The organism is Rhodococcus sp. NCIMB 12038 (assembly GCF_002165735.1).
In the GTDB taxonomy this organism is placed as follows: domain Bacteria; phylum Actinomycetota; class Actinomycetes; order Mycobacteriales; family Mycobacteriaceae; genus Rhodococcus_F.
The window spans coordinates 97,478-110,309 of the sequence record NZ_NHML01000015.1; the positions used below are offsets into that span (position 1 = coordinate 97,478).

The 12,832-nt window shown below is 67.9% G+C and carries 13 protein-coding genes and 1 pseudogene; 10 read left to right on the forward strand and 4 right to left on the reverse strand.

Annotation, left to right across the window (positions count from 1 at the left end):
- Positions 1 to 146: 146 nt before the first annotated feature.
- The 6 genes from CA951_RS23320 (at position 147) to CA951_RS23345 (ending at position 6,320) form a co-directional block, all read left to right on the forward strand.
- On the forward strand, positions 147 to 1,715 hold the full coding sequence (locus CA951_RS23320; RefSeq protein WP_087559074.1) for a long-chain-fatty-acid--CoA ligase: 1,569 nt from the start codon (positions 147 to 149) through the stop codon (positions 1,713 to 1,715).
- Positions 1,712 to 2,773, forward strand: a complete 1,062-nt coding sequence (locus CA951_RS23325; RefSeq protein ID WP_087559075.1) for an MBL fold metallo-hydrolase — start codon at positions 1,712 to 1,714, stop codon at positions 2,771 to 2,773. Before CA951_RS23320 ends, CA951_RS23325 begins: the two co-directional genes overlap by 4 nt.
- Positions 2,770 to 3,531, forward strand: a complete 762-nt coding sequence (locus tag CA951_RS23330; RefSeq protein ID WP_087559076.1) for a crotonase/enoyl-CoA hydratase family protein — start codon at positions 2,770 to 2,772, stop codon at positions 3,529 to 3,531. Before CA951_RS23325 ends, CA951_RS23330 begins: the two co-directional genes overlap by 4 nt.
- A 47-nt stretch (positions 3,532 to 3,578) precedes the next feature.
- Positions 3,579 to 4,466: a LysR family transcriptional regulator gene (locus CA951_RS23335; protein WP_087559077.1), complete on the forward strand. Its 888-nt coding sequence runs from the start codon at positions 3,579 to 3,581 to the stop codon at positions 4,464 to 4,466.
- A gap of 4 nt (positions 4,467 to 4,470) precedes the next feature.
- The gene (locus CA951_RS23340) at positions 4,471 to 5,361 is read left to right on the forward strand and encodes a LysR family transcriptional regulator (RefSeq protein WP_087559078.1); all 891 of its coding nucleotides are present in this window, start codon (positions 4,471 to 4,473) and stop codon (positions 5,359 to 5,361) included.
- 131 nt (positions 5,362 to 5,492) lie between these two features.
- The gene (locus CA951_RS23345) at positions 5,493 to 6,320 is read left to right on the forward strand and encodes an enoyl-CoA hydratase/isomerase family protein (protein WP_087559079.1); all 828 of its coding nucleotides are present in this window, start codon (positions 5,493 to 5,495) and stop codon (positions 6,318 to 6,320) included.
- Between the two features lie 31 nt (positions 6,321 to 6,351).
- Here CA951_RS23345 and CA951_RS23350 read toward each other — a convergent pair whose 3' ends face one another.
- Positions 6,352 to 6,750 (reverse strand): cupin domain-containing protein, encoded by a 399-nt coding sequence (locus CA951_RS23350; RefSeq protein ID WP_087559080.1) that lies wholly within the window; start codon positions 6,748 to 6,750, stop codon positions 6,352 to 6,354.
- Between the two features lie 150 nt (positions 6,751 to 6,900).
- Positions 6,901 to 7,614 carry a carboxymuconolactone decarboxylase family protein gene (locus tag CA951_RS23355; RefSeq protein ID WP_087559081.1) on the reverse strand — a complete coding sequence of 238 codons (714 nt, stop codon included), beginning with the start codon at positions 7,612 to 7,614 and terminating at the stop codon, positions 6,901 to 6,903.
- A gap of 450 nt (positions 7,615 to 8,064) precedes the next feature.
- On the opposite strand from CA951_RS23355, the gene CA951_RS23365 reads away from it, so the two are divergent.
- The 4 genes from CA951_RS23365 (at position 8,065) to CA951_RS23380 (ending at position 10,807) form a co-directional block, all read left to right on the forward strand.
- Positions 8,065 to 8,964 carry a helix-turn-helix transcriptional regulator gene (locus tag CA951_RS23365; protein WP_087559083.1) on the forward strand — a complete coding sequence of 300 codons (900 nt, stop codon included), beginning with the start codon at positions 8,065 to 8,067 and terminating at the stop codon, positions 8,962 to 8,964.
- A gap of 20 nt (positions 8,965 to 8,984) precedes the next feature.
- Positions 8,985 to 9,203 carry a hypothetical protein gene (locus CA951_RS23370; protein WP_087559084.1) on the forward strand — a complete coding sequence of 73 codons (219 nt, stop codon included), beginning with the start codon at positions 8,985 to 8,987 and terminating at the stop codon, positions 9,201 to 9,203.
- On the forward strand, positions 9,200 to 9,661 hold the full coding sequence (locus CA951_RS23375; protein ID WP_087559085.1) for a MerR family transcriptional regulator: 462 nt from the start codon (positions 9,200 to 9,202) through the stop codon (positions 9,659 to 9,661). Before CA951_RS23370 ends, CA951_RS23375 begins: the two co-directional genes overlap by 4 nt.
- A 105-nt stretch (positions 9,662 to 9,766) precedes the next feature.
- Positions 9,767 to 10,807 carry an NAD(P)-dependent alcohol dehydrogenase gene (locus tag CA951_RS23380; RefSeq protein WP_087559086.1) on the forward strand — a complete coding sequence of 347 codons (1,041 nt, stop codon included), beginning with the start codon at positions 9,767 to 9,769 and terminating at the stop codon, positions 10,805 to 10,807.
- 424 nt (positions 10,808 to 11,231) lie between these two features.
- Here the strand turns inward: CA951_RS23380 and CA951_RS23385 are convergent, their stop codons facing one another.
- Positions 11,232 to 12,251: an alpha/beta hydrolase gene (locus CA951_RS23385; RefSeq protein ID WP_087559087.1), complete on the reverse strand. Its 1,020-nt coding sequence runs from the start codon at positions 12,249 to 12,251 to the stop codon at positions 11,232 to 11,234.
- 84 nt (positions 12,252 to 12,335) lie between these two features.
- A pseudogene (locus CA951_RS23390) lies at positions 12,336 to 12,832 on the reverse strand (alcohol dehydrogenase catalytic domain-containing protein); the annotation flags it as partial.

The window sequence follows — 12,832 nt, forward strand, 5'->3', positions numbered from 1 at the left end:
GCGCCCGTCCGGCCGGGCATCCATAGGCGATTCCTCACTGTCCGTTCGGCTCTGTGACTTTGTTTCCGCACTCACACCGGTGGTCGACTGGCACCACACGTCACCCGGTCCACCGGCGGCGTCGACGACTGATCGAGGAGCCTGATGTGAGTGGTCTGCATCTTCCCCAGCGCGTGCGGCACCATGCCGCGGAACGGCCCGGAGCACCCGCTGTGACGTGCGGTGACACCACACTGACGTACGCGGAGCTCGACTGGCGGACCAACCGGATCGCAACGGCGCTGTCGGCGTTGACATCCCGGGGCGGCCGGGTCGGGGCACTGCTGCGGATGCGCACCGAGGGCGTCGAGACGTTCGTGGCCGCCGCCAAGTCGGGGCTCGTGTTCGTCCCACTGAACTGGCGGCTCCCCGCAGCCGAGGCCGCCGCGGTCGCGGTCGATGCCGGGCTCGAGGTGCTGATCGTCGAATCCGAGTTCGCGGCCGCCGCCGACGCCGTCCGCGACGCGCTCCCGCAGATGGTCGTGGTGGTCGTCGATGCGGCCGACGGCGAGCCCCTTCCGCCCGGCGCCTGGACGTGGGAACGACTGGTCACGTCGGGCACCGCCACCGACCCGGGGCTCGGGGACGACCCCGCCGCCGAGGTGCTGCAGCTCTACACCTCGGGCACGACCGGGCATCCGAAGGGTGTGGTCGCGACGCATCGCAACCTGCACAACGAACCCGACGGCCTGCTGATCTACCACTGGAAACCCGGCTCCGTGGCACTCGACGCCTTGCCGCTGTTCCACATCGCGGGCGCCGGCTGGCTGAGCACCTGCCTGTCCGCGGGCGTCCACGTGGTGCTGCTCGGCGCGTTCGACGCCCGGCAGGTCGCCGAACTGATCGAAAGGCACCGGATCACCCACGCCTTCCTGGTTCCCTCGACCATTCAGATGCTCCTCGACGTGCCCGGCCTCGAACGCTACGACGTGTCGAGCCTCGAGTTGGTCGCGTACGGTTCGGCGCCGATCACCACCACGCTGCTCCGGCGGGCGATCGATCGCCTCGGCTGCGGATTCGTGCAGCGCTACGGCATGACGGAGACGACGGGCTCGGTCACCGCCCTCGCCGCCCAGGACCACGACCCGTCCGGGGACCGCGCGCATCTGCTGCGGTCCGCAGGCAGGCCCATGCCCGGTGTCGAGGTCGAGATCCGGGAGGTGGTGACCGGCGCCCGGCTCCCGGTGGGCGAATCCGGGGAAATCGTGTGCCGCTCACGCAACAACGTCGCGGGCTACTGGAACCGGCCGGACGAGACGGCGAACCTTCTCACCCACGACGGATTCCTGCGCACCGGCGACGCCGGGCACATCGACGCGGAGGGCTATCTGTTCGTCACCGACCGGGTGAAGGACATGATCATCACCGGAGGCGAGAACGTGTACCCGATCGAGGTCGAAACGGTGCTCGCCGAGCATCCGGCGGTGGCCGAGGTCGCGGTGATCGGTGTGCCGCACCGGACCTGGGGCGAAACCGTGACCGCGGTCGTCCGGCTCGCCGATCCGTCAAACGCACCGGACGAGCAGGACCTGATCGCGTTCACCGCCGACCGGCTCGCGTCGTACAAGAAGCCGCGCGAGATCGTCTACGTCGCCGAACTTCCGCGGGGAGCGAGCGGCAAGGTCCTCAAACGCGCCCTGCGCGAAGGACTCCGCGACACGGAGGTGCCGTCGTGATCGTCACCGAGGACGTCGGCACCGTCCAGCGCGAGGCCTGGGCCCGCGGCGAACTCCCACCCGTCGAGCAGGTGCGCCCCGGATTGTGGTCGATCCCGGTGCCGATGCCACGAAACCCGTTGCGGTACGTCCTGATCTACGCACTCGCGATTCCCGACGGTCTCGCGCTGATCGACGTCGGCTGGGATTCCGAGGAGTCGTGGCGGGCGCTCGTCGACGGGATCGCGCAGACCGGGCACCACGTCACCGACGTCCGGTACGCCGCCGTCACCCACCTGCATCCCGACCATTTCGGTCTCGCACCCCGGCTGCGGGAGGTCAGCGGGGCGGCGCTCGCGATGCACGGCGCGGATGCCGCACTGCTCGGCCACCATTCGTCGGCGGACACCGCAGCCGACGAACACACGTGGAACACCCAGCTCACCCAGCTCGGGGCACCCACCGGCATCCTCGCCGCCGCCCGCGTCGACCTCGTCCGGCTGGGGCCGGGTGAGGTCCTGGACGTCGTACTCGGCGACGGCACTCCCCTGGACCTGGCCGGCTGGGATCTGCGGGCGGTCTGGACACCCGGGCACACGCCCGGTCACCTGACGTTCGTCGACGACACCCACGGTCTCATGTTCAGCGGCGACCACATGCTGCCCCGCATCAGTCCCAACATCTCCACGGTCCCCGGCGAACTGGAGAACCCGCTGCACCGGTACCTGCTGTCGCTGCACGCCACCACCTCGATGCCCGACGGCGAGGTGCTACCTGCGCACGAGTACCGGTTCAGGGGTATCGCCGACCGCGCCCGGCAGCTGATGGATCATCACGAGGAACGCTTCGCCGAGATCGTCGCCGCTCTGAGCGTGCGCCCCGAATCGACGGCGTGGGAGATCTCGCAACACATTTCGTGGTCGCGTCCGTTCGACTCCATGTCCGACCGCCTGCTCCGCCTCGCGGTCCGCGAAACCCACGCCCACCTGCTCGTTCTCGCCGACCGCGGAAGCATCCGCTCGCTCGGGGGCCACCCCGAACGCTGGACCCCTACCTCCCGTAAGGAAAAAACCCCATGAGTGTGGTTCGCACCGAATTCGCCGACGGCGTCGCCGTCATCACCCTGAACCGCCCAGAGGCGAAGAACGCCGTCGACCTCGAGGTCGCGAAGGCGCTCGCCGCCGCGATCGACGAATTCGAGGCGCGGCCCGACCTGACGATCGCGATCCTCACCGGCGCCGGGGGAACGTTCTGCGCCGGCATGGATCTGAAGGCGTTCAGCCGCGGCGAACGGCCGTCGCTGCCCGGCCGCGGATTCGGTGGACTCACCGAGGCCCCGCCGACGAAACCGCTGATCGCCGCCGTCGAAGGATGGGCGCTCGCCGGCGGCTGCGAATTGGCGCTGTCGGCCGACCTGATCGTCGCGGCCCGCGACGCCAAGTTCGGCATCCCCGAGGTCAAGCGGGGACTCGCCGCGGCCGCGGGCGGTCTGCTGCGGCTGCCGAAGGTGCTGCCGTACCCGATCGCGATGGAGATGGCGATCACCGGCGATCCGCTCACCGCCGAGGTCGCACACGCGCACGGACTCGTCAACCGGCTCACCGAGCCCGGGCAGGCCCTCGCCGCCGCGCGCGAACTGGCGGCCCGGGTCGCCGCCAACGGTCCGCTCGCCGTCCGGGCCACGAAACAGGTCGTCGCGATGTCGGCCGCCTACACCGACCCCGACGCGTTCGCCGGGCAACGCCGCTTCCTCGATCCGGTGTTCGCCTCCGAGGACGCCCAGGAGGGTGCGCGTGCGTTCGCGGAGAAGCGCCCCCCGGTGTGGCGTGGCCGATAGCCGCATGACCGGCACGGCCCGCGTCACAGCTTCCGTACGATGACGGCGTGGACCTGCATCTCGTCACCTACTTCGTCGCGGTAGTCGATCACGGCGGGATCACCAGGGCCGCGCAGTCCCTCTACATCTCGCAACCGTCCCTTTCGCAGGCGATCCGCACACTCGAACGCCGCCTCGGTGTCACCCTGTTCGACCGCACCGGGCGACGTCTCGAACTGACCGAGGACGGCCGCACGCTCGACGTCGCCGCCCGGCGCATCCTCGCCGACGTCGAGCGGGCCAAGGCCAAGGTCGCCGCGGTGCGCGAACTCGTGTCCGGCCGCGTCGACGTCGTCACGTACGCGGCGTTCTCGATCGATCCGATCGTCGACCTGGTGCGCCGGTTCCGCGAGCAGTACCCCCGGGTGACGGTCCGCGTCATCGACGCCGACGGCCCCACCGGCGTCCTCGGTGCCCTGCGCCGCGGCGAGGCCGAACTCGGGGTGATCGATCTGTCCGTCGACCACAGTGCGCTGCACTCGGTCCCCATCGGCGATCAGGAACTGGTCCTGGCCCTGCCGAACGCGCTCGCCGAGACCCTCCCCGATCCGGTGCCCCGCTCGGCGGTCCGGGACATTCCCCTGATCCAGGATCTCGGGAACAAGAGCGACGCGTCCCTGATCACGGAACTGGTGGGCGATCCCACGAACGTCGTCGTCGACTGCACCCACCCTGGCGCCACGTGGGAACTGGTGATGCGCGGAGCAGGAGCCACCGTCCTGCCCCGACTGGTCGCCGAGGAACAGTTGCGCGGGGTCGCGATCCGGTCGATGACGCCGAAGCTGACCCGCCCCGTCGGTCTCGTCCAGCGGTCCGGCCCGGGATCACCGGCGGCCTCGGCGTTCGTGTCGATCGCGCAGGCCGCCCAGACCGCGGGCACTCGAGAGGGGAACTGACCACATGGAATTGCGTCAGGTCGAGTACTTCCTCGCCGTCGTGGAACACGAGGGCATCAACGGGGCCGCCGCGTCGCTCGGCGTCGCACAACCCACCATCTCGCAGGCACTGCGCGGGCTCGAGCGGGAACTGGGCGTGCAACTGTTCCACCGCATCGGCCGCGGCATGGTGCTCAGCGCCGCAGGCCGCAGCCTTGTCGGGCCGAGCAGGCAGATCCTGCGCGACGTCACCGCCGTCGAAGACCTCCTCGCCACCTCCGACGGCGCGCTCGCCGGCCGACTCGACGTCATGGCGTTTCCGGCGCTGGCGATCGGGCCCCTCGTCGACCTCGTCACCGAATTCCGGCGGACCCACCCGAATGTGCTGGTGCGCTTGGGCGAATTGAAAGACGAGGCCCAGGCCGGGTCGCTGATCGAGGACGGGCACTGCGAATTCGTGGTGGCCCACCTTCCGCTCGACGACGCCCGTCTGGACGTCCTCGAACTCGGCGAACAGGAGTACTGGCTCGTGTACCCGCCGGGCACCGACCTGCCGGAGGGACCCGTTCCGCTCGCCGACCTCCCCGACGTCCCGATGGTGTTCGTTCCCCGCGGTCACTCCGTCGCGGACGAGATCGAGGAATCGATCCGTCACGCCGGAGCCCGCCCGCACCTCGCGGCGCTGTCCGACCATCGCGAAGCGCGACTTCCCTTGGTACTCGCGGGGATCGGCGGAACCCTGCTGGAACGGTCGATCGCGGAGGCGGCCCGGGACCGCGCCGTGGTCCGCCGGGCGGAGCCGACGTTCGCCCGCACATTCGGGATCGCGTTCGACCCCGACATGCTCTCCCCCGTCGGGCACGCGTTCGTCGAACTGGTGCGGGCGCACACCTCGAACACTGAACACAGTTCATAGGTTTCGCCTCATCCTGTGTGTCCCAGAACGACATTGCGGCGGAACGTCTCCGGTGATCGACTGACTGGGAGCGGCACGGCGCCGGCCACCCGGGGCGTCGCCGAGAACCGCGCCCACGTCTGGAGCCGCGCATGAGCATCGAATCCCTCCCCTCCACCGCAGGGGCCGCATCCGCAGAATCCGACGTCCTGATCAGCCGGGACGGCGCGGTCGCGACGATCACGCTGAACCGGCCCACCCGGCGTAATGCGATGACCCTCGACTCGTGGATCGCGTTGCGTGAGGCGCTCGCCGAACTCGCCCTCGACGACGCCACCCGCGTCGTGGTCCTCACCGGTGCGGGCAGCGACTTCTGCACCGGCGCAGACCTCGACAAACGCGCGCCGATGCATCCGCTGACCCGAATGCGGCAGATCAACGCGACAGCGCTGGCGGTCGCGGAGTTCCCCAAGCCGCTGATCGCGAAGGTCCGCGGCTACGCCGTCGGAGCCGGCTGGAACCTGGCGCTGCTGTGCGACCTGCTCATCGCCTCGCGCGACGCACAGTTCAGCCAGATCTTCGCCAAACGCGGCCTGTCCGTGGACTTCGGCGGCTCCTGGCTCCTGCCGCGCATGGTGGGACTGCACCGGGCGAAACGCTTGGTCATGCTCGCCGAGATGATCGACGCCGAGCAGGCAGACGCGCTGGGACTGGTCAGCGAACTCGCCGAACCGGAAGAACTGGACGCCACGGTCGCCCGGTTCGCCGCCGGCCTCGCCGCGTCACCGACCGTGGCGGTCATGCAGTCGGCCCGACTGATCGAGGACGGCACGACGTCGTCGCTGCGGGACGCACTCGAGAACGAGGCCCGTTCGCAGGCGGTCAACTTCGCGACCGACGCACCGGCCGCATTGCGCGCCTTCGTGGAGAAGCGTCCCCCCGCCTTCAGCGGCGAATGGCAGGTGCCGCAACCGTCGTAGGGAGTGGATTCGAATTGATCGTGTCGCCGGGCTACGCGTTGTACTCCTCGTCGGTGACGTGACTCAGCCACGTAGTCGTCGTAGCGGGGTCTTCCCCGTTCTCCAGCATTGCGAGGTGCTCCATGAACCGGTCGGGGCAGGCGCCGTGCCAGTGTTCTTCACCGGGTGGGGTGTAGACGGTCTGGCCGGGGTGGACCTCGATGATTTCCCCGCCGCGCGACTGCATTAACGCGATCCCCTCGGTTACGTGCAGCGTCTGGCCGTTGGCGTGAGAGTGCCACGCGGTGCGAGCGCCGGGGGCGAAACGCACTTTCGCGACCACCATCTTCTGGCCGCCGTCCTGTGGGGTAGCGATGGCGTCGACCCAGACGTCGCCGGTGAAATTCTCCGGCGGGTTCTTCCCAGTCGGCGCGGGGTTCACAATCTTCATCTTGTTCTCCTTCTATGGGTGATTCGGCTGACCGCGATTGCCGGCGTAGGCGGCTCTCGGTATCTGCATCGATCTTTGCCGCGGTCTCGAAATCCGGGGTGTTGTTGCGCTCGCCAAACTCTCTGTGGGTCACACTTGGCGGAAGCCGAATCAGTCGGTCCGCAATTCGAACACCTCCCGAACGACGGGCAGGGCGGAAAACACATTCGGCCACCCGGCGTAAAATGCCAACTGTGTCAGCGCTTCTCCCGCTTCTTCTTGTGTGAGCCCGTTGTCCATGGCGCGGCCGAGGTGGAACGGGATCTGCGCCACCTGACCGGATGCGACGAGCGCGCTGACGGTGACCAGGCTCCGATCCCGAGGTGCGAGTTCCCAACGCAGCCACAGGTCGCGGAACAAGACGTCGGTCGTGTACTGCACGACACCGGGTGCAACGGCCCCGAAGCCTGCCTCGACGGCGGTCTCGCGTCGGCCCTCGGAGGCTTCGTCCAAAGGAAGTGGAAACCGATCGGCGACGGCCAGTTGTGCGGTGTCAATGCCGCGTTCGGCGTAGATGTCCTTGGTGACCGCTACCGCCGACATCGCGTTGCCCCAGCCCGAGTAGAACGCGAGATGGGTGATGATCTCGGATACTTCTCGGGCCTCCACACCGTTGTCGAGGGCGGCGTTGATCTGCTGCGTCATCTCGGCGGTCTGGTTCCGCGCGATGAGCGCGGCGACGGTCACGATGCTGCGGTCCCGAAGCGACAGGCCGGGGCGGGTCCACAGGTCGTGTGTGATGACGTCGTCGGCGTACCGCTTCAGAGCGGGGGCGACGGCGCCGAGATCTTCGCCGCTGATCAGGCGGGATCGGCTGAGGGGCACTGGCCGTTCCTTCGTGGGACATCGTGTCGCGTCGGTGGTTCGAGGATGGTGGGCTTGTCGCGTTCGTCGACGCGGATATCGCCCGGACCGTAAATGACGGCTCCCTGCATGGTGTTTCACTCTCTTTCCGGCACGGAGCCCCGTGCCCGTTCAATTGTGCGGTGAGGGTTCCAAGTCCGCCGAACACCGCGACCGCGAGCGCGCCGCCGACCGAACCGATGTCTCGGTCCGCTCGTGTGGCACGGTAGCCGAATCGAGCACGACGGGACTCCCTCCACGATTTCAGAAGACTGTGCGCAGCGGCGAGCTGCGCACGCCCGCCGAAACCGAGGTGGCCGCCGGGTGACGAGAACCCATGCAACACGCGTTTCCACAGGTGCGGGAGGGCGCGTTTATGGGGGTACAAACACAACCTCCCACGACAGCGCCGGTCGACGTACCGTCGATGACGTGGACAATCGAGCCGAAATCCGTGACTTCCTGGCGACCCGGTGCGCCAAGATCACCCCGGAACAAGTCGGTCTCCCGGCCGGCGGTGGGCGCCGACGTGTACCCGGCCTGCGGCGCGAAGAAGTCGCGGTCCTCGCCGGGGTCAGCACCGACTGGTACATCCGCCTCGAGAAAGGTCACATCGCGGGGGTATCCGAGGACGTTCTCGACGCAGTAGCGGGTGCACTCCAACTCGACGAGGCCGAACGCACACACCTGTTCGCCTTGGCCCGCGCAGCCAAGCCCGCCAGGAGGCCGCGGGCCCGGCGACCCCACACCCCACAGGTGTCATCCAGCCTGCAACGCGTCCTGGATTCGATGACCACGACGGCCGCATTCGTCCGCAACGGACGCCTGGACATCCTCGCCGCCAACCCCCTCGGGCGCGCCTTGTACGCGCCGGTCCTCGATAATCCCGCCCTGTCCGGCAACATCGCCCGGTTCCACTTCCTCGACCCGCGGTCCGAAGACTTCTTCCCCGACTGGGACGCCGCCGCCGACACCGCTGTGGAACTGCTCCGCACCGACGCCGGCCGCGACCCCCACAACCCCGAGCTCACCACGCTGATCGGTGAACTCGCCACTCACAGTGACGCCTTCCGCACCCGATGGGCCGCCCACAACGTGCGAACTCACCGCACCGGAACGAAGCACTTCCATCACCCGGTCGTGGGAGATCTCGAGCTCGACTTCGACGCCATGCAGGTCCCGGGGCCGGACCAATCGGCCCTGACACTCACCGCGTACACCGCCGAACCCGGCTCCCCCTCCGCGGATGCGCTCGCCATGCTCGCCAGCTGGGCGGCGACAAACGCTGCACACGAAAAACACGACACCACACAAGACCAGCAAGCCCGATAAACCCCGGGAAGCCGTCCTGGTTGAACGAGCACCCGGTCGGGACCGTCATCGCCGTCAGGGCGCCGAACACGCCGATCGGTGCGACGGATGACCAGTTCGAGGACCTCGAACAGGAAATCCCACCAGTCCTTGTGCTCACCCTCGCCGATAAATACGAAAACGTACACAAATGGATCGCCGGTGTGACTCATCTGACCTTTGACTTCAAGTACTCGAAGTTCTTAGCGTCTATTGGGTGAGTGCACGAACCACCCCCCGCGACTACACCATCAAGGACGTCGCCGCTCTGACCGGCCTTCCGGCCAGCACGCTGCGGTACTACGAGTCGGTCGGGGTGATCGCGCCGATCAACCGAGGGGAGAGCAGTAGGCACAGGGTCTACGACGAGAACGACCTGGGCCAACTGCTGGCAGTCGCGTGCCTGGCGGCCACCGGGATGTCGGTGCACGACATGAAGGAGTACGTCGCCAACGGACAGCTCGGGGCCGCAGCCGCTCCCTCACAGATCGAGTTGCTGACCGAACGCCGGCAGCAACTCGCCCTCGAGGCCCGGCAGGTCGCACTCCGGCAACGCTACGTCGACATCAAGATCGACTACTGGCGCGCGATCGACGCAGGCGACGAGCCCCGGGCGGCGCTCCTTGCGGCCGAGGCGAGCGCAGTGGCTGACGAACTCAAGAACACCAAGAGGCGTTAACCCACCCACCTCGCCCGGTGACCCGATCGACTGATGCGTCACCGGTCGCTCAGCCGTGCCCTGCTCACTCCCGAAATAACCACCTGAGAAGAAGGAAGATCTGCTATGCATGTCCACGCGTACGCCGCCCCCGCCGCGGGCCAGCCACTGGTCCCCACGACCATCGAGCGCCGCGACGTCGGCCCGCACGACATCCTCATCGAGATCCAGTACGCCGGAATCTGCCACTCCGACATCCACACCGTCAACGGCGACTGGGGTCCCCAAACCTTCCCGGTCGTGCCCGGCCACGAGATCGTCGGCGTCGTCGCCGAGGTCGGTGCCGACGTCACCCGCCACACGGTCGGTGACCGCGTCGGCGTCGGCTGCATGGTCAACTCCTGCGGCGATTGCGCCCACTGCCGAAACGGCGACGAGCAGTACTGCGCCAACGGCATGGTCCCCACCTATGCCGGCGTCGACCGTGACGGCACCACCACCCAGGGCGGCTACTCCACCCACGTCGTCGTCGACGCCGACTACGTCCTGTCGGTCCCGCAGAGCCTGGACCCGGCCGCCGCGGCCCCGCTGCTGTGTGCCGGCATCACCACCTACGCCCCGCTGCGCCGCTGGGGCGCCGGCCCCGGCAAGAAGGTCGCCGTCGTCGGACTCGGCGGGCTCGGGCACATGGCCGTCAAGATCGCCCACGCCATGGGCGCCGAGGTCACCGTGCTGTCCCAGTCACTGAAGAAGCAGGAGGACGGACTCCGCCTCGGCGCCGACGAGTACTACGCCACCTCCGACCCGAACACGTTCGAACAGCTCGCCGGCCGGTTCGACCTCATCATCAACACGGTCAGCGCCGGCATCGACCTCAACGCCTACCTCGGCCTCCTCACCGTCGACGGCACCCTCGTCAACGTCGGCGCCCCAGCCGAGCCGCTCAGCCTGAACGCGATGACGCTGATCTCCGGACGCCGCAACTTCGCCGGGTCGATGATCGGCGGCATTGCACTGACCCAGGAGATGCTCGACTTCTGCGCCACCCACAACATCGGATCCGAAATCGAGGTGATCCCCGCCGACCGGATCAACCAGGCCTACGAACGCGTCCTCGCCTCCGACGTCCGATACCGCTTCGTCATCGACACCGCCACCCTGAACTGACCCCTCCGGCGACACCCGCCGCGGACAGATCTCCGAGGGCGTCGACCTCGTGTGGCAGTCGGTTCGTTGACAACTCGGACTCGGCAGTCCGTCTCAACCCCGATCACATCGACGATGGTGTCGATGTGGTCGGGCACGGGTTCGGTTCGCGAGCGCGGTTCCGTCAGCAATTCAGTGAATCCAGGTAGGTCAGGACGGCCGTGATCGCTATGGCCATACCGATCGCGATCGTTCCTGCTCGATCGTGGTTGTCGGCACTACCTTTCCCGGTCATCGGTGTCCTTCCGCCCTTCTGTACCCGGTCTGCGCGGACGACAGTTGATATGGACATGCCGGCGTGCGTAATCGGCGCACGCCGGCATATCCGTGGCCCATCGGCCGGACGCGAGAACGCACCGAGCCCTGGGTGAGTTCTCACACGCCGCTAGGTCAGGTTCTGGGTGAAGAACGTGGTCAACCTGTCGAACGGGATCATGTCGACCCGGTCGTAGAGGTCGACGTGCCCGGCACCCGGAACGATCACCAGTTCCTTGCGGTCACCGGCGAGTCGGTAGGCCTCTTCGCTGAATTCGCGAGAGTGCGCATTCTCTCCGGCGACGAACAGCATCGGGCGGGGCGAGATGGTCTCGATGTCGGCGAACGGGTAGAAGTTCATGAACTTGACGTTGCTCGACAGCGTCGGGTGCGTGGTGGTGTCGGGACTGTTTCCGCGTGCGGTGCGGTAGAAGTCGTAGAACTCACGCTCGATCGGACCCGACTGGTCCGTCAATTCCTCCGGCGTGCCACCGGTGTACGCGGTAGCACCGTCGGCGAACTCCACATCGCGCTGCTCCGCCGCCTGCGCCAGAGCGGCTCGACGCTGTTCCAGGGTGACCGAATGGCCCAGCCCGTTGCGGGTGGCGCCGCCCATGTCGTACATGCTGACCGTGGCGACGGCCTTGATGCGCGGGTCGATCTTGGCGGCGCTGATGACGAAACTGCCACTGCCGCAGACCCCGATCGCGCCGATCCGTTCCCGGTCGACGAACGGCTGGGTGCGCAGGAAGTCCACGCCGGCGCTGAAGTCCTCGGCGTAGATGTCGGGGGCGACGGCATTGCGGGGCTCGCCCTCGCTTTCACCCCAGAACGACAGATCCAGCGACAGGGCGACGAAACCCTGCTCGGCCATCTTGGTCGCGTACAGGTTGGCGCTCTGCTCCTTGACCGCACCCATCGGATGCCCGACCACCATCGCCGGATGCGTCGCATTACGGTCCAGGTCCCGCGGGACGAACAGGTTGCCGGTGACATTCATCCGGTATTGGTTCTGGAAGGTCACCTTCTCGACGGTGACCCGGGGGGCGCAGGCGGAGGCTGCGAGGACGCCGACAACGGCGATGCCGGTGCGGGCCAGACTCATCAGGCCGCGGCGGTTGACGCCCGGCTGCGGGAAGAGGGTGTTCATCGTTGCTTGACTCCAGGTGGTTGTGATTGTCGGTCAGAGGGTGAGCAGGGTCTTGATGGCACGGCGGTCGTCCATCGCCTGGTAGCCCTTGTCGGGCAGGGCGACACCGTCGTGGGCGACGCCGAACTCCCGAGCCAACTCCTGCCGGTCGTCGTGGCGGGACATGGCGATGATCCGGTCGGCTCCCCGCTGTTTGGCGGCCGGCACACCCATCAAGCCGACGGCGCCGTCACCGACGACGGTGACGGTCTTTCCGGGGCCGGCCTCGGCGGCGACGGCCGCGAACCAGCCCGTTCCCAGGACGTCCGACGCCGCCAGCAGGGAGGGCACCAGATCGGGGTCCGGCTGACCGGGGTTGCGACGAGGGTGCCGTCGGCGTACGGGATGCGGGCACGCTCCGCCTGAGTTCCAATGGTGCCGGCCACGAATTAACCTTGTGCGCAGCGGGATTGGTACCCGGCACGGCAGATCTCGCAGGTGTTGTCGGAGACGCAGAACGAACCGACGACGAAATCCCCGACCGTGAGGGTCTGCACGGCGTCCCCGATTTCCTCGACGATTCCGACGTACTCGTGGCCCAT